This is a genomic window from Agromyces sp. NPDC055520, from assembly GCF_053619715.1.
The window spans coordinates 25,921-41,875 of sequence record NZ_JBSHJY010000028.1 but is presented as its reverse complement, the minus strand read 5'-3'; the positions used below and the strand labels follow the sequence as shown (position 1 = coordinate 41,875).

Here is a 15,955-nt window from a genome sequence, read left to right as displayed (position 1 = left end):
GCGTTGGGGGCGCCCCGCCGCCGTTCTCGCATTCGTCGCGTGAGCGGCCCGGCGATAGGCTCGATTCGAACACGAGCGCGGCGATCCCGCGCGCAACCCCAGGCGATGGAGCCGGCAGCGGGGCGTCGAGATCCTCGACGTCCACTCGCGCACGACTCCGTGGAGGAAGAGATGCACGAGCCCGAGACCACTGACCGCACCAACGTCGAACCGACCCGAACCGAGACCGACTCGCTCGGCTCCGTCGAGGTGCCGGCCGACGCCTACTGGGGCGTGCACACGATGCGCGCGCTCGAGAACTTCCCGATCTCGAAGCGGCCCATCTCGGTCTATCCCGAACTCATCGTCGCCCTCGCCTCGGTCAAGCAGGCCGCCGCACGGGCCAACCGCGAGGTCGGCGTGCTCACCGAGCAGAAGGTCGAGTGGATCGACGCGGCCTGCCAGCGCATCATCGACGGCGAACACCACGACCAGTTCGTCGTCGGCGTCATCCAGGGCGGGGCGGGCACCTCGACGAACATGAACGCGAACGAGGTCATCGCCAACCTCGCGCTCGAGATCGCGGGCTACCCCAAGGGCCGCTACGACGTGCTGCACCCGATCGACGACGTCAACCGCAGCCAGTCGACGAACGACACGTATCCCACGGCGCTGAAGCTCGCGATGACGTTCTCGCTGACCACCATGCTGCGCGAGCTCGATCTGCTGCGCGTCTCGTTCGGGCGCAAGGGGCACGAGTTCCACGAGGTGTTGAAGGTCGGCCGCACGCAGATGCAGGACGCCGTGCCGATGACGCTCGGGCAGGAGTTCCACAGTTTCGCGACGACGCTCGGCGAAGACCACGAGCGGCTCTCCGAGACCATCAAGCTGCTCTCCGAGGTGAACCTCGGCGCGACCGCGATCGGCACCGGCATCACCGCGGACCCGGGCTATGCGGCCGCCGCGGTGCGCCACTTGAGCGCGATCACCGGGCTGCGCCTCGAGAGCGCTCCCGACCTCATCGAGGCCACGAGCGACACCGGCGTGTTCATGACCTTCTCGAGCGCGCTGAAGCGCAACGCGATGAAGCTCTCGAAGATCTGCAACGATCTGCGACTGCTCTCGTCGGGCCCGCAGGCGGGCTTCGGCGAGATCAACCTGCCGCCCAAGCAGGCCGGATCCTCGATCATGCCGGGCAAGGTGAACCCGGTCATCCCCGAAGCGGTCAGCCAGGTCGCGTACTCGGTCGCCGGCGCCGATGTCACGGTCATGATGGCCGCCGAGAGCGGCCAGTTGCAGCTGAACGCCTTCGAGCCGGTCATCGCCCACTCGCTGCTGCAGTCGATCACGTGGATGCGCCAGGCCTGCTGGACCCTGCGCGTCAACTGCGTCGACGGCATCACGGCGAACGTCGATCGGCTCGAGGCGATGGTGGCCTCGAGTGTGGGCGTCGTCACGGCGCTCATTCCCTTCATCGGGTACACCGAGGCGGCGACGATCGCCAAGCTCGCGCTCAAGACCGGCCGGCCGGTGGCCGACCTCGTCGTCGAGGCCGGGCTCATGAGCCGTGAGGCGGTCATGGCCCAGTTGCAGCCCGCGAAGCTCTCCGGCATCCGCCCGATCACGATGGCCATTCCGCTCATCGACCTGAAGGGCGAGCCGAGCGAGTAGCGCGAGCGGATGCCGCGGGGCCCGCGACTGCGGGGGCCCCGCGACCGCGCGGGACTCGCGTTCATGCAGGCCCGTTTGTGCGGCCGGCGCTCGCGGGGACTCGCGTCAGACGACCCGGCAGTGCGTCGTCAGCGACCCGATGCCCTCGATCGTGACCGTGACGGTCGAGCCGTCGTGCAGGAACACCGGTGGCTTGCGCGAGTAGCCGGCGCCGCCGGGGCTGCCGGTCGAGATGAGCGTGCCCGGGGGGATCGTGGCCGACCGCGAGAGCAGCGAGACGATCTCGGCGACGCTGCGCACCATCTCGTTCGTCGACGCGTCCTGCATGATGTGGCCGTCGAGGTTCGTGGTGAGCCAGAGGTTCTGCGGGTCGGGGATCTCGTCGGCCGTCACCACGACGGGGCCGGTGGGCGTGAAGCCGTCGAACGACTTGCAGCGCGACCACTGCGCTTCACTGAATTGGATGTCGCGTGCGGTGATGTCGTTGACCACGGTGTACCCCCACACGTGGTCGAGGGCGTCGCGCACGTGCACGCCGCGGGCCGGCCGCCCGATGATGACGCCGAGTTCGGCCTCGTAGTCGACCTGTGTGGTGAGGTCTTCGGGCCAGGTCGTCGTCGCGCCGTGCGCGGTGAGCGAGTTGGGCCAGAGCGAGAAGATCGTCATCGCGGTCTCGGCGCGCAGCTTCAGCTCTGAGGCGTGGGCGGCGTAGTTTGCACCGATCGCGATGACCTGGGCGGGCCGCAGCACGGCCGAGGAGTGCCGGAGTGCGGCGACCGGGGTGAGCTCGGCGCCGAGCGAGACCGCCGTGTCGACGACCTCGCGCACCTCGGCGAGGCCGTCGGGGCCGCGCTCGATCAGGTCTTGCAGGTCGCGCGGCGGCTGCTGCATGAACTCGTCGAGGAAGAGCGCGGACTCCGCGATCACCGCCGAGAGTCGAGGGGTCGTCTGGCCTTCGACTCTCAGGTGCGCGAACTTCACCTCTTCAGGCTAGCGGGCGGCGGGGCCGACCGGCTGTGCACGATGTACAACGATCCCGGCCTTCTGCGCCGCGTCGTCGACAATGCAGCCGTCTGCGGATTGAGGAGTGCGCGGGCGAGGGGTCAGCGTACGGCCGGGCGCAGACGCAGCTCTTGCATGCCGCCGTCGACCGCGAGTTCGACGCCCGTCGTCGACCCCGAGGCGGGGCTCGCGAGATAGGCGACGGCGCCCGCGACCTCGTCGGCCGAGACGAGCCGGCCGTGCGGCTGGCGTGCCTCGAGGGCGGCGCGCTCGGCGGCCGGGTCGTCGGCGGAGGCGAGCAGCCGGCCGATCCACGGGGTGTCGGCGGTGCCCGGGTTCACGGCGTTGACCCGGATGCCCTCGCGCAGGTGGTCGGCGGCCATGGCCCGGGTGAGCGCGGCGACCGCGCCCTTGCTCGCGCTGTACAGCGCCCGCTCGGGAAGCCCCGCCGTCGCCGCGATCGAGGCGGTGTTGACGATCGACGCGGCGGGGGAGGTGCGCAGGTGGGGCAGCGCTGCGCGGGCGACGCGCATCATGCCGAGCACGTTGATGTCGAAGACCCGGTGCCACTCCTCATCGGAGTTCGCCTCGATCGTGCCCTGCGCACCGATGCCGGCGTTGTTCACGACGATGTCGATGCGGCCGAACTCGGCGGCGACGCGCTCGACGCCCGCACGCACGCTCTCGTCGTCGGCCACGTCGACGGCGATCGCGAGGTCGGCGTGCGCCGCGGCATCCGGTTGCAGATCGAAGACGGCCACGCGCGCGCCGCCCTGCTGCAGGCGGGCGGCGATCGCGGCGCCGATGCCGGATGCCCCGCCGGTGACGATCGCGACGAGGTTGCTGAATTCCGTGCTCATGTGAAGATCCTCTCGGGGTCAGGCGGAGACGTACTGCTGGCGCTGGGCGCCGAGGCCCTCAATGTCGAGTTCGACGACGTCGCCTGCAGCGAGGTACGGGAAGCGGCCCGAGAGCGCGACGCCCTCGGGGGTGCCGGTGAGCACGAGGTCGCCGGGTTCGAGGGCGAGGTACTGGCTGAGCGTCCAGACGATCGTGCCGATGTCGAAGATGAGGTCGCTCGTGCGCGAGTCCTGACGCGGCTCGCCGTTGACGAAGCTGCGCAGGCGCACGTCGTCGGCGTCGACCTCGTCGCCCGTCACGAGCCACGGGCCGGTCGGGCAGAAGCCCGGAGCACTCTTGCCCTTCGACCACTGGCCGCCCGAGACGGCGATCTGCCAGTCGCGCTCGGAGAGGTCGTTGGCCGTCACGAAGCCGGCGATGCAGGCGCGGGCCGCGGCGGGGGAGTCGAGGTAGCTCGCACGACGACCGATGACGATGCCGAGCTCGACCTCCCAGTCGGTCTTCTCGCTGCCGCGGGGGATCGCGACGTCGTCGAACGGGCCGACGACGGTGTTCGGCGACTTCATGAACATGACGATCTGCTCGGGCGGCTCGGAGCCCGACTCCGCGGCGTGCGCGGCGTAGTTCATGCCGATGCAGTACACGGCCGACGGCCGCGCGATCGGAGCGCCGACACGGAGGCTCGCTGCGTCGGGAAGGTCGGGGAGAACGCCGGCCTCGAGTGCGGCGCGAGCGCGCTCGACACCGTCGCCGCCCAGGAAGGCGCCGTCGATGTCTGCCGTGATCGCGCGCAGGTCGAGCGTGCGGTCGCCGTCGATGACGACGGGGATCTCGGTGCCGACGTTGCCGAGGCGGGCGAATCTCATGCTGGTCCTCTCGATCGTGGCGCTGTGCGAACATCAGAAGTCTGAGTCTCGAGCAGGCCGGTTCTGGGAGATTCTCGCACATCCTGCCGCAGTTGACAGACAAGACATCGGATGTTTATGCTCGGGGTCGCCACGAAAGGACGTCATGAGCACCATCGTCAGTGTTGATACCCGGGACATCCGCTTCCCCACCTCCCTCGAACTCGACGGGTCGGACGCGATGAACCCCGACCCCGACTACTCGGCGGCCTACCTCGTGCTGCGCACGGACGCGGCCGACGGCCTCGAAGGGCACGGCTTCGTCTTCACGATCGGTCGTGGCAACGACGTCGAGGTCGCGGCGCTCGATGCGCTCCGCGGTCACCTGCTCGGGCACGACGTCGAGGCGCTGCTCGACGACATGGGCGCCGCCTGGCGCCTGCTCGCCCATGACTCGCAGCTGCGCTGGCTCGGCCCCGAGAAGGGCGTCATGCACATGGCGATCGGCGCGGTGATCAACGCACTCTGGGATCTCAAGGCCAAGCGCGCCGGCCTGCCGCTGTGGCGCCTGCTCGCCGAACTCGCGCCCGAGCAGCTCGTCGACCTCGTCGACTTCCGCTACCTCAGCGACGCGATCACTCCGGCTGAGGCGCTCGAGCTCTTCCGCGACGCCGCGCCGGGCCGGGCCGAGCGCACCGCGCACCTGCTCGAGGTCGGCTACCCGGCGTACACGACGACGCCCGGCTGGCTCGGCTACTCCGACGAGAAGCTCGACCGCCTCTGCCGCGAAGCCGTCGCCGACGGTTACCCCCAGATCAAGCTCAAGGTCGGCGCCGACCTCGCCGACGACATCCGTCGTCTCGGCATCGCCCGCGCCGCCGTGGGCGAGGGCTTCCCGATCGCGATCGACGCGAACCAGCGCTGGGACGTCGATGCGGCGATCGAATGGGTTCGCGCGCTCGCCGAGTTCGGCATCGAGTGGATCGAGGAGCCGACGAGCCCCGACGACATCCTCGGCCACGCCGCCATCGCGCGCGGCGTCGCACCGATCAAGGTCGCGACGGGCGAGCACGTGCAGAATCGCATCGTCTTCAAGCAACTGCTGCAGGCGCGTGGCATGGACGTCATGCAGATCGACGCCACCCGCGTCGGCGGCGTCAACGAGAACATCGCGAACCTGCTGCTCGCCGCGAAGTTCGGGGTGCCGGTCTGCCCGCACGCCGGTGGCGTGGGCCTCTGCGAGGCAGTGCAGCACCTGTCGATGTTCGACTACGTGGCACTCTCGGGCACGATGGACGGACGCATGATCGAATTCGTCGACCACCTGCACGAGCACTTCGTGACGCCCGCCGTCGTGCGCCGCGGCCGGTACGTCACACCGACCGCGCCGGGTGCGGGCACCGAGATGCACGCGGCATCCGTCGAGGCGTACACCTGGCGCGGCGCCCACGCGATCGACGGGGTGCGTGCATGACCCGTGACGTGACCTCCGCCGCGCGGCTCGGACCCCTCGGCTACGGCGCGGCGTCGATCGGCAACCTCTACCGCGAGGTGAGCGACGACGAGGCGCACGCCGCCCTCGCCGCGGCGTGGGACAGCGGAATCCGCTACTTCGACACCGCCCCGCACTACGGACTGGGCCTCAGCGAACGGCGCCTCGGCGCCTTCCTCGCCACCAAGCCGCGAGACGAGTTCGTGGTCTCGACGAAGGTCGGTCGCGTGCTCGACCCGAACCCCGCGTTCGACGGCGGCGACGACATGGACTTCGACTTCGCCGTGCCGAACGACCTGGTGCGGCGATTCGACCCCACCGAGGCGGGGGTGCGCACGAGCATCGAGCACTCGCTCGAACGTCTCGGCCTCGACCGAATCGACATCGCGTTCCTGCACGACCCCGACGTCTACGACCTCGATCGCGGCATCGACGAAGGCCTGCCGGCACTCGCCGGGCTCCGCGACGAGGGCGTCGTCGCCGCCGTGGGCATCGGCACCAACGACGCGGATGCCGCGGCGCGCGCCGTTGCCGAGGGCGACCTCGACCTCGTGATGATCGCCGGTCGCTACACCCTGCTCGAGCAGCCCGCGCTCGCCGAACTGCTGCCGCTCTGCGTGCACCGCGGTGTCGGCGTGGTCGCCGCGGCCGTCTACAACTCGGGTCTGCTCTCGACATCGACGCCGGGCGCGAGGGCACGCTACAACTACGGGGCGGTGCCGCCGGAGGTGCTCGCCCATGCGATGCGCCTCGCCGAGGTCTGCCGCGAGGTCGGGGTCGAGCTCCCCGTCGCGGCGATGCAGTTCCCGCTCCGGCACCCCGCTGTGCGGTCCGTCGTCGCGGGGTCGGCTCGCCCGGCGGAGATCGCCGAGAATGCCGCCCGCGCGCACGCCGCGATTCCCGATTCGCTGTGGACCCGGCTGCGCGAGGAAGGGCTCATCCCGCACGACACGTCGCCAGATGGCGGCCAGTAATCTGATGTCTATCCCAGTTCGACCGCATGAATGCAACAAATCTGTCTCAGAATCGATGAAACATCGGATGAGTAGTACACTCATCCCAGATCTCAAGGAAGAGAGGCGCACGTGCTGAGTGGTATCCATCCGATCCTCGGGGGCGAGTTGCTCGCCGCGCTCGATCGGCTCGGCCACGGAGACGAGCTCGTCGTCGCCGATGCGAACTTCCCGGCGCATCGCGTCGGTGCGGTCGTCGTCGAAGCGCCCGCACTCTCCGCCGCCGACGTCGTCGGCGCGATCCGCACCGTCGTGCCGCTCGACGGCTACCAGGGCGCCTCGGTGCTGCTCATGGCGGCAGAGGGCGGGCAGCGACTGCCCGTGCAGCACGAACTCGTCGCGGCTGCGGCGACCACGGCCGACCGCGTCGAAGAACTCGAGCGCTTCGCCTTCTACGAGCGCGCCCGCTCGGCGCAACTGATCGTGCGCAGCGGCGAACTCCGGCCGTACGGCAACGTGGTGCTCCGCAAGGGCGTCGTCAACGACTACACGCAGGCAGAGGCGGCACGATGAGCGACGCAGCAGTCACGACCGTTCCGCTCCTCGATCTCGAAGGGGTCAGCAAGGGCTTCCCCGGCGTGCAGGCGCTCGACGACGTGCGACTCGACCTCCGGCACGGCGAGGTGCTCGCCCTCGTCGGCGAGAACGGCGCCGGCAAATCGACGCTCATGAAGCTGCTCGCCGGCATCTACACGCCCGACGCGGGCACGTTCCGGCTGAACGGCGAAGAGCTCACGATCGAGGGCCCGCGCCACGCGCAAGAGCTCGGCATCTCGATCATCCACCAGGAGTTCAACCTGATGCCCGACCTGACGGTCGCGCAGAACATCTTCATCGGTCGCGAGCACCGCTCGGCCGGCCTGTTCCTCGACGAGCGCGCCCTCAACCGCCGCGCACAAGACCTCTTCGACCGGCTCGGGCTCGCGCTCGATCCGGCCGAGCCCGTCGAACGACTGACCGTGGCCCGCCAGCAGATGGTCGAGATCGCCAAGGCGCTCTCGTTCGACGCGAAGGTGCTCATCATGGACGAGCCGACCGCGGCGCTGAACGACACCGAGGTCGACGTGCTGTTCGAGCTCATCGAGCGGTTCCGCACGCCGGAGACCGGCGTGATCTACATCTCGCACCGCATGGAGGAGCTCGCACGCATCTCGGACCGCATCAGCGTGCTGCGCGACGGCCGTTACATCGGCACCCGGGTGACCGCCGAGACCGAGCCGAAAGAGATCATCGCCCTCATGGTGGGCCGTGAGATCGTCGGTGAGCAGCGCCCGCCGGCACTGACGGTGACCGGCGTGCCCGCCCTCTCGGTGCGCGGCCTCACCACCAAGCACCTGCTGCGCGATGTCGGCTTCGACGTGCACGCCGGTGAGATCCTCGGGTTCGCCGGCCTGATGGGCGCAGGGCGCACCGAGGTCGCCAGAGCCATCGTGGGCGCCGATCGCATCGAAGCCGGCGAGCTGCGCCTGCACGGGCGCCCGGTGAAGATCGCGAACCCCGCCGAGGCCGCCCGACTCGGCATCGGCTACCTCTCGGAAGACCGCAAGCAGCTCGGCGTGCTGCTCGAGCGCAGCGTTCGCGAGAACATCGTGCTCGCCTCGCTTCGCGACTACGTCTCGGGGCTCGGGTTCGTGAGCGGTTCGCGCATCGAGGCGACGGGCCGCGAGTACGTCGACAAGCTCCGCATCAAGACCCCCTCGACCGCGCAGCTCGTGAAGAACCTCTCGGGCGGCAACCAGCAGAAGGTCGTCATCGCGAAGTGGCTCGCGAAAGACTGCGAGGTGCTCATCTTCGACGAACCCACGCGCGGCATCGACGTCGGGGCCAAGGAGGAGATCTACGCCCTCTTGCGCCAGCTCGCCGATCAGGGCAAGGCGATCATCATGATCTCCTCCGAGTTGCCCGAGGTGCTCCGGCTCTCCGACCGGATCGCCGTCATGGCCGAGGGCCGCCTCACGGCGGTGCTCGACAACGCCGAGGCCACTCAAGAGAACCTCATGGACTACGCAACCCGATTCAGCAGCGAAGGAACGATCGCACGATGAGCCCGACGACGCAAACGTCAGCACCGACCCCGTCGACGACGGCCTTCGCCGCCGTCGAGAAGGGCGCACCCCGACTCGCGTGGCTGCGCGGTTCGCTGCAGCAGCTGCTCGCCTTCGCGAGCCTCATCGTGATCGTCGCGGTGTTCTCGTTCCTGAGTCCGCACTTCTTCACGGCGAACAACCTCGTGTCGATCCTCACAGCCGCCACGGTCACCGGCATCCTGGCGCTCGGCACGACCTTCGTGATCATCACCGGCGGCATCGACCTCTCGATCGGCACCGGCATGGTGCTCTGCGGGGTCATGGCCGGCGTGTTCCTCACCTACCTCGGCTGGCCGCTCTGGGCGGGCGTCGCGGCGACGATCCTGTTCGGCGGCCTCATCGGCTTCGTCAACGGCTTCAACGTCTCGGTGCTCGGCATCCCGTCGTTCATCGCGACGCTCGGCATGATGCTCATCGCCGCCGGACTCTCGCTCGTGATCTCGGGCACCAAGCCGATCTACTTCAACGACATCCCCGAGTTCCAGTCGATCATGAACCTGTCGCTGATCCCGGGCATGCGCTTCCCGCTCGGCGTCGCGATCTTCATCGTCATGATCGTCATCGCGGCCGTGCTGCTGTCGAAGACGATCGTGGGGCGCTACACCTTCTCGATCGGCTCGAACGAAGCGGCGACGGCACTCTCGGGCGTCAACGTGCGCCGCTGGAAGATCGTCATCTACACGCTCGCGGGGCTCTTCGTGGGTCTCGCCGGCGTCTTGAGCGCGTCGCGCCTCTCGTCGGCGCAGCCGACCGGCGGCATGGGGCTCGAGCTCGAGGCGATCGCGGCGGTGGTGATCGGCGGCACCTCGCTGCAGGGCGGCAAGGGCTCGATCATCGGCACCGTGATCGGTGCGCTCATCATGGCGGTGCTCACCAACGGCCTGCGCATCATCTCGGTGCCGCAGGAATGGCAGTCGGTCGCGGTCGGCATCGTCATCCTCGTCGCCGTGTATCTCGACATGCTGCGACGCCGGCGTTCCTGACCGACCGCATCATGCGCCCTGCCGGCGTGCCGGCGGCATCCAGCACGACCTCGTCCGAACCGCGAAACCGCAGCACCATCTGCACCATCTGCACCAACCAACACCCACACATCAAGGAGTGACATGTTCAAGAAGCGATCGATGGGCGTCATCGTCGGCGCCGTAGCCGCAGCCCTCGTGTTCTCGGGTTGCGCGAGCGACGGCGGCGGCTCCGGCTCCGACGGAGCCGACGGCGCCAAGCCGTACATCGCCCTCGTCTCGAAGGGCTTCCAGCACCAGTTCTGGCAGGCCGTGAAGTCGGGCGCCGAGCAGGCCGCCGAGGAGTTCGACGTCGAGATCACCTTCGAGGGCCCCGACACCGAGGCCGACGTCGACCAGCAGATCCAGCAGCTGCAGACCGCCCTCGACAAGAACCCCGCCGCGATCGGCTTCGCCGCGCTCGACAGCCAGGCTGCCGACCCGCTGCTGCAGCAGGCGAAGGACTCGAACATCCCCGTCATCGCGTTCGACTCCGGCGTCGACAGCGACATCCCGCTGACGACCGCTGCGACCGACAACCTCGCCGCGGCCGGCGAGGCCGCCAAGCACATGGCCGACGCGATCGGCCACGAGGGCAAGGTCGCCCTCGTCGTGCACGACCAGACCTCGGTCACCGGTCAGGAGCGTCGCGACGGCTTCGTCGACTACATGGAGGAGAACGAGCCGAACATCGAGATCGTCGACATCCAGTACGGCGGCGGCGACCAGGCGAAGTCGGCCGACCTCGCCAAGGCGATCATCGCGGCCAACCCCGACCTGAAGGGCATCTACGGCTCGAACGAGGGTTCGGCCATCGGCGTCGTGCAGGCCGTCAAGGAGCTCGGCATCGACCCGGCCACCCTCGCGGTCGTCGGCTTCGACTCGGGCAAGGCCCAGATGGACGCGATCCGCGACGGTCTCATGGTCGGCGCGATCACGCAGAACCCCGTCGGCATCGGCTACGAGACGGTGAAGGCGGCCGTCGAGGCGCTCGCCGGCAAGACCCTGCCGAAGACGATCGACACCGGCTACTACTGGTACGACGTGTCGAACATCGACGACGACGAGATCCAGGCCGTGCTCTACGAGTAAGCCGAGCGGATGTCGCGTGGGGCGCCGGTTTCGACCGGCGCCCCTTCGTCGTGCTCAGGGCGCAGGGCCCATGGCGCAGAGCGCAGGGCGCGGCTGCTCGCGGCGCGCTCGAGGGTGGCGCCCGCGGCGCGGCTTGCGCGCAGTGCGGGCCGCGCGCGGGTCGTTCAGAGTGCCGAGCGCAGCCACTGCTCGACGCCGCTCACGTGCACGACGGTGAGCGCGGCGGCGAGGTCGGGGTCGCCCGCCTCGATCGCGTCGAGGATCGCGTGGTGCTCGGCGAGGGTGCGCTCGACCGCGCTCTCCTGCGTGATGCCGCGCCAGATGCGCGCGCGCACGGTGTGGCTCGACAGCGAGTCGATGAGGCTCGCGAGGTAGGTGTTGCCCGCGGCGTCGGCGATGCCGCGGTGGAATTCGAGGTCGTGCTCGACGAGCGCTTCGACGCCCGCCGCGTGGTCGACGCTCTCGACGATCTCGCGCAGGCGTTCGACGTCGTCGGGATCGGCGTTGCGAGCGGCGAGCGAGGTCGCCGCGGGTTCGAGGATGCGCCGGACGGCGAAGATCTCGAGCACCGACTGGTCGTCGTGCAGGTCGACGACGAACGACATCGCCTCGAGCAGCAGGCGGGGTTCGAGACTCGTGACGTACGTGCCGTCGCCGCGGCGCACATCGAGCACGCGGATGACCTCGAGCGCCTTGACCGCCTCGCGGAGCGAGGAGCGCGAGAGACCGAGCCGTTCGCTCAGTTCCTTCTCGGGGGGCAGCCGGTCTCCGGGGGCGAGTTCGCCCGCGATGATCATTTCTTTGATGCGCAGAATCGCTTCGTCGGTGACGGCCATGCCGTGATCGTACCGCGTGCGAGCCGAGACATCAGATCTTTGCGCCGGCGGCGCGCCAGAGGTGCATCGAGGCATAGCTGCGCCAGGGTGCCCACCGCCGGCCGTAGGCGGCGAGCTCGCGCTCGGTCGCCGGCAGTCCGAGCCGCTCAGCGCCGTTCCGCAGTGCCAGGTCGCCGATGAGCAGCGTGTCGGGCGAGCGGGTCACCCGCATCGCGACGTAGCCCGCCGTCCACGGCCCGATGCCCGGAATCGCGAGGAGGTCGACCTGCAGTTGCCGGCGTTCGCACTCGGAGGCGACGACGAGTTCGCCCGATGCGAGTCGCGCCGCGACATCGACGATCGTGCGGATCCGTGCCGCAGGCCCGCGGAGCACCCCGTACCCGTGCTCGGCGATCGCCTCGGCGGTGGGGAAGAGGATCGACGGTGCGCCGTCGGCGTGCGGCGCGATGCGTTCGCCGAGCTCGGCGGAGAGCCGCGCGAGGGCGGTGCGCGCCGCCTTCACCGAGATCTGCTGCCCGATGAGCGCTCGGAAGACGAGTTCGTGCGGATCGAGGCATCCGGGCACTCGAATACCGGGTGTCTCGGCGACGGAGGCCGAGAGCGCCGGGTCGCTCGACAGCGCCTCGTCGATCGCCACGGCGTCGGCGTCGAGGTCGAAGAGCCGGCGCACCCGCGCCACGAGCGGCGGCAGGTCGGCGAGGGTCGCGAGGCGCGCCTCGACGTCGATCGCGGGTGCCGCGGTGTCGCCCGCGACGGCGAAGGCGATCGAGGCCGGGCCGCCCGGCAGGCGCAGGGTTCGTTCGTAGCGGTCGGCGGCGACCACCTCGACGCCGTCGAGGGCGCGGGCGGCGAGCCAGTCGAAGACGCCCGCAGCGTTGAACGGCGCTCGCGCGGGCAGCCGCAACCGGATCACGCTGCCCTCGACCGGCGCGTCGCCGGCCGGTGCCTGTCCGGGCGCCCCGCGGGCGGGCGCACCCTGGGCGGGCGCGCCGTGAACATGCGCACCGGCGCCGGCTCGCGGTTCGCGCTCTCGCACTCGGGCGACGGCGCGCAGTTCGAGCGGCGTGCGCTCGTAGACCTCGCGGATGGTGTCGTTGAACTGGCGGATGCTGCCGAACCCCGAGGCGAACGCGACGTCGGCGGCAGACAGGGTCGTCGAGGTGAGCAGCGACCGCGCGGTCTGCGCCCGGTGCGCCCGCGCGAGCGCCAGCGGGCCGGCGCCCAGCTCGCCCTTCAACACCCGGGTGACGTGCCGCGGGGTGTACGCGAGTCGGGCGGCGAGACCGGGCACACCCTCGCGTTCGACGACGCCGTCGGCGATGAGGCGCATGGCACGGGCGGCGAGGTCGTCGCGCAGATCCCACTCGGGGGAGCCGGGCACCGCGTCGGGCAGGCACCGCTTGCAGGCGCGCAGTCCGGCCTCGTGAGCGGCGGCCGCGGTGAGGTAGAAGCTCACGTTCGCGGCCTTCGGCGCGACCGCCGGGCAGCTCGGCCGGCAGTAGATGCCGGTCGAGTGCACCCCCGTGATGAACTGCCCGTCGAAGCGGGCGTCACGCGCCCGCATCGCCCGGTACCGTTCGGCGAAGACGGGGTCGTCGAGCGGATCGCCGCGCAGCCGGTCGGGGGCGGTCGAGGTGCTGGTCATACGACCAGCCTTGCACGACCCGCCGACATGGATCAGCGGAAAACGGACATGGGTGCGCTCACTCGGCCGACCCGTCGAGACCGTAGAACCGTGACCCGGTGCGGAACTCGAGTGCCGACCACTCATCGCCGGTGGCACCGGTCACACGCCGGAGCCGGTCGAGCCACGCCTTCAGGGTGCCGCCGACGCCGAGTTCGGCGCTGACCGGCCAATCGCTGCCGATCATGGCGCGGTCGACGCCGAACACTGCGACCGCGTGCGCGATGAACGCGTCGGCATTCACGTCGAACAGGGTTCGATCGCTCGCTTCGGCTGCGAGGCCCGAGAGCTTCACCCGAACGCGCGGCAGCTCGGCGAGTCGCTCGATCGCAGCACCCCAGGCTCGACCCGCCGCGCTGACGATGCCGTCGTCGACGGGAGGCTTGCCGAGATGATCGAGCACGACGTCGAGATCGGGAACGGCACCGAGCAGCGTCACGAGCTCGGGCAACTGGTCGTGGGTGACGCAGGCATCGAAGGTGAGCCCGCGTTCGGCCGTCAGGCGCAGACCCGCGACGAGTTCGGGGTCGGCGAAGTCCGACGCCCGCTCCGACTGCAACTGGTGTCGAACGCCGACCACCGGGCCGTTCGACGTGAGCACGTCGAGACGGGCGGCCAGATCGGGGGCCCGCAGATCGGCGGCGGCGACGATGCCCGCCAGCTCGGGCCACGCGTCGCCGAACCCGGCGACCCACTGCACCTCGTCGAGTGCGAACGCAGGGGCGCAGTCGGCCTCGACGAACACCATCCGTGCGGTCGCACCGTCGGCTCGGTCGATGTCGGCGGGCAGGAACGGCCGGTCGACGGTCGGCAGACCAGACAGCCACGGGTAGTCGAACCGGGTCGGATCCCAGACGTGGACGTGCGTGTCGAGCAATCGGGTCACGAGTCATCCACTTCAAGTCGGGCGCCGGGCGCCGAGGGTTCAGACAAGGCTAGCGTTGAAGGATGCCGCACGCCGTCGTCACCCGCTTGCAAGACGCCCTCGGCGCCGCCGTCACGACCGACGCCGCCGCGCTCGAGGCCACCCGCGAAGACCGCTCGGGATGGCGCAGCGAGACGCCGCCGATCGCGGTCGTGCACGCGGCATCCGTCGCCGACGTGCAGGCCGTGATGCGCATCGCCCACGCCGACGGCACCCCGGTCGTGCCGCGCGGCGCCGGCACCGGGCTCGCCGGGGGCGCCATCGCGAGCCCCGGCGCGATCGTGCTCGACGTGTCGCGCATGAACCGGGTGCTCGAGGTGTCGGAGGCCGACGAGCTCGCCGTCGTCGAGCCCGGTGTGCTGAACGGCGACCTGAACGACGCCCTCGCGGCTCGCGGACTCTGGTTCGCGCCCGACCCTGCGAGCCGTGCCATCTCGTCGATCGGCGGCAACATCGCCACCAATGCGGGCGGGCTGCTCTGCGCGAAGTACGGCGTCACCCGCGAGGCGGTGCTCGGCCTCGCGGTCGTGCTCGCCGACGGGCGCCTGCTGCGCACCGGCCACCGCACGGTGAAAGGCGTGACGGGGTACGACCTCACGGCGCTCTTCACGGGCTCCGAGGGCACGCTCGGTGTGATCGTCGAGGCGACGGTGCGGCTGCGCCCGATCACGCAGGGCGAGACGGTCACCGTCGCAGCCGTGCTTCCCGACGTCGAGGCGGGCGCCGCGGCATCCGCCGCCGTCACGGCCGCCCGGCTGCGACCGGCCGTGCTCGAACTCATCGACGCCGCCGCGCTCGCGCGCATCGCCGCCCACCTCGGAGCGGCCGAGCTCGCCGGAACCCCGCTCGAGTCGCTCGCGCCGTCGGAGACCTTTCTGCTCGCGCAGAGCGATGGCGCCGGCGCGGCCGAGGAGGCGGCCGAGATCGCGCGCCTGTTCGCCGAGGCGGGCGGCCGGGTGAGCCTGTCGACGGATGCCGCGATGGGCGAGCGCCTGCTCGACATCCGCCGGGCGATGCACCCGGCACTCGCCGCCTCGGGGCAGGTGCTCATCGAAGACGTGGCCGTGCCGCGCTCTCGGCTGCCCGAGATGTTCCGGGCGATCGAGGAGATCGGGCGTCGCCACGGTGTCGAGATCCCGACGGTCGCGCACGCGGGCGACGGCAACCTGCACCCGAACTTCGTGTTCACGGGCGACGAGGTGCCCGAGCACGTGTGGGCGGCCGCCGACGACATGTTCCGCACGGCGGTCGCGCTCGGCGGCACGCTCACGGGCGAGCACGGCGTCGGCATCCTGAAGCGGCGCTGGCTCGCCGACGAACTCGGCGACGACTCGTTCGAGCTGCAGCGCGGCATCAAGGCGCTCTTCGACCCGACGGGGATCCTGAACCCCGGGGTCATGTTCGCTGCGCCGTCGCGCCCCGAATCCTCGGCGGCCGCTCCCGCGCAGCCACCCGCTCGATAAGCTG

General features: G+C 70.3%; 14 protein-coding genes. 8 read left to right on the top strand and 6 right to left on the bottom strand.

All coding sequences use genetic code 11. The features are described 5' to 3' along the window. Positions 1-171 precede the first annotated feature (171 nt). Positions 172-1,650, top strand: a complete 1,479-nt coding sequence (locus ACWGST_RS12045; RefSeq protein ID WP_452046901.1) for an aspartate ammonia-lyase — start codon at positions 172-174, stop codon at positions 1,648-1,650. A gap of 105 nt (positions 1,651-1,755) precedes the next feature. Here the strand turns inward: ACWGST_RS12045 and ACWGST_RS12040 are convergent, their stop codons facing one another. The 3 genes from ACWGST_RS12040 to ACWGST_RS12030 all read right to left on the bottom strand — a co-directional run bounded on the left by ACWGST_RS12040 (position 1,756) and on the right by ACWGST_RS12030 (position 4,379). Next, on the bottom strand, positions 1,756-2,631 hold the full coding sequence (locus ACWGST_RS12040) for a fumarylacetoacetate hydrolase family protein (protein WP_452046900.1): 876 nt from the start codon (positions 2,629-2,631) through the stop codon (positions 1,756-1,758). A 122-nt stretch (positions 2,632-2,753) separates the two neighbouring features. Then, a complete protein-coding gene (locus ACWGST_RS12035; protein ID WP_452046899.1) occupies positions 2,754-3,512 on the bottom strand; it encodes an SDR family NAD(P)-dependent oxidoreductase in 759 nt (252 codons plus the stop codon). Positions 3,513-3,530: 18 nt separating this feature from the next. Next, on the bottom strand, positions 3,531-4,379 hold the full coding sequence (locus ACWGST_RS12030; protein WP_452046898.1) for a fumarylacetoacetate hydrolase family protein: 849 nt from the start codon (positions 4,377-4,379) through the stop codon (positions 3,531-3,533). A 145-nt stretch (positions 4,380-4,524) separates the two neighbouring features. Here ACWGST_RS12030 and ACWGST_RS12025 point away from each other — a divergent pair, with 145 nt between their 5' ends. The 6 genes from ACWGST_RS12025 to ACWGST_RS12000 all read left to right on the top strand — a co-directional run bounded on the left by ACWGST_RS12025 (position 4,525) and on the right by ACWGST_RS12000 (position 11,043). Then, positions 4,525-5,832: an L-fuconate dehydratase gene (locus ACWGST_RS12025; RefSeq protein WP_452046897.1), complete on the top strand. Its 1,308-nt coding sequence runs from the start codon at positions 4,525-4,527 to the stop codon at positions 5,830-5,832. Further along, positions 5,829-6,824 (top strand): aldo/keto reductase, encoded by a 996-nt coding sequence (locus ACWGST_RS12020; protein WP_452046896.1) that lies wholly within the window; start codon positions 5,829-5,831, stop codon positions 6,822-6,824. The genes ACWGST_RS12025 and ACWGST_RS12020 overlap by 4 nt, the downstream gene beginning before the upstream one ends. Positions 6,825-6,935: 111 nt before the next feature. Next, the gene (locus tag ACWGST_RS12015; protein WP_452046895.1) at positions 6,936-7,376 is read left to right on the top strand and encodes an RbsD/FucU family protein; all 441 of its coding nucleotides are present in this window, start codon (positions 6,936-6,938) and stop codon (positions 7,374-7,376) included. Beyond that, a complete protein-coding gene (locus ACWGST_RS12010) occupies positions 7,373-8,908 on the top strand; it encodes a sugar ABC transporter ATP-binding protein (protein WP_452046894.1) in 1,536 nt (511 codons plus the stop codon). Before ACWGST_RS12015 ends, ACWGST_RS12010 begins: the two co-directional genes overlap by 4 nt. Beyond that, complete coding sequence (locus ACWGST_RS12005; RefSeq protein ID WP_452046893.1) at positions 8,905-9,933, top strand: ABC transporter permease; 1,029 nt, start codon at positions 8,905-8,907, stop codon at positions 9,931-9,933. The genes ACWGST_RS12010 and ACWGST_RS12005 overlap by 4 nt, the downstream gene beginning before the upstream one ends. A 123-nt stretch (positions 9,934-10,056) precedes the next feature. Continuing rightward, a complete protein-coding gene (locus tag ACWGST_RS12000) occupies positions 10,057-11,043 on the top strand; it encodes a substrate-binding domain-containing protein (protein ID WP_452046892.1) in 987 nt (328 codons plus the stop codon). Between the two features lie 164 nt (positions 11,044-11,207). On the opposite strand, the gene ACWGST_RS11995 is transcribed toward ACWGST_RS12000, so the two are convergent. The 3 genes from ACWGST_RS11995 to ACWGST_RS11985 are packed head-to-tail and all read right to left on the bottom strand — an operon-like array spanning position 11,208 to position 14,449. Next, on the bottom strand, positions 11,208-11,879 hold the full coding sequence (locus ACWGST_RS11995) for a FadR/GntR family transcriptional regulator (protein ID WP_452046891.1): 672 nt from the start codon (positions 11,877-11,879) through the stop codon (positions 11,208-11,210). Positions 11,880-11,910: 31 nt separating this feature from the next. Further along, positions 11,911-13,524 carry an AlkA N-terminal domain-containing protein gene (locus ACWGST_RS11990; protein WP_452046890.1) on the bottom strand — a complete coding sequence of 538 codons (1,614 nt, stop codon included), beginning with the start codon at positions 13,522-13,524 and terminating at the stop codon, positions 11,911-11,913. Positions 13,525-13,582: 58 nt separating this feature from the next. Then, positions 13,583-14,449, bottom strand: coding sequence for an amidohydrolase family protein (locus ACWGST_RS11985; RefSeq protein WP_452046889.1), 867 nt, complete (start codon positions 14,447-14,449; stop codon positions 13,583-13,585). Positions 14,450-14,511: 62 nt separating this feature from the next. On the opposite strand from ACWGST_RS11985, the gene ACWGST_RS11980 reads away from it, so the two are divergent. Further along, positions 14,512-15,951 (top strand): FAD-binding oxidoreductase, encoded by a 1,440-nt coding sequence (locus ACWGST_RS11980; RefSeq protein ID WP_452046888.1) that lies wholly within the window; start codon positions 14,512-14,514, stop codon positions 15,949-15,951. The last annotated feature ends 4 nt before the right edge of the window (positions 15,952-15,955 follow it).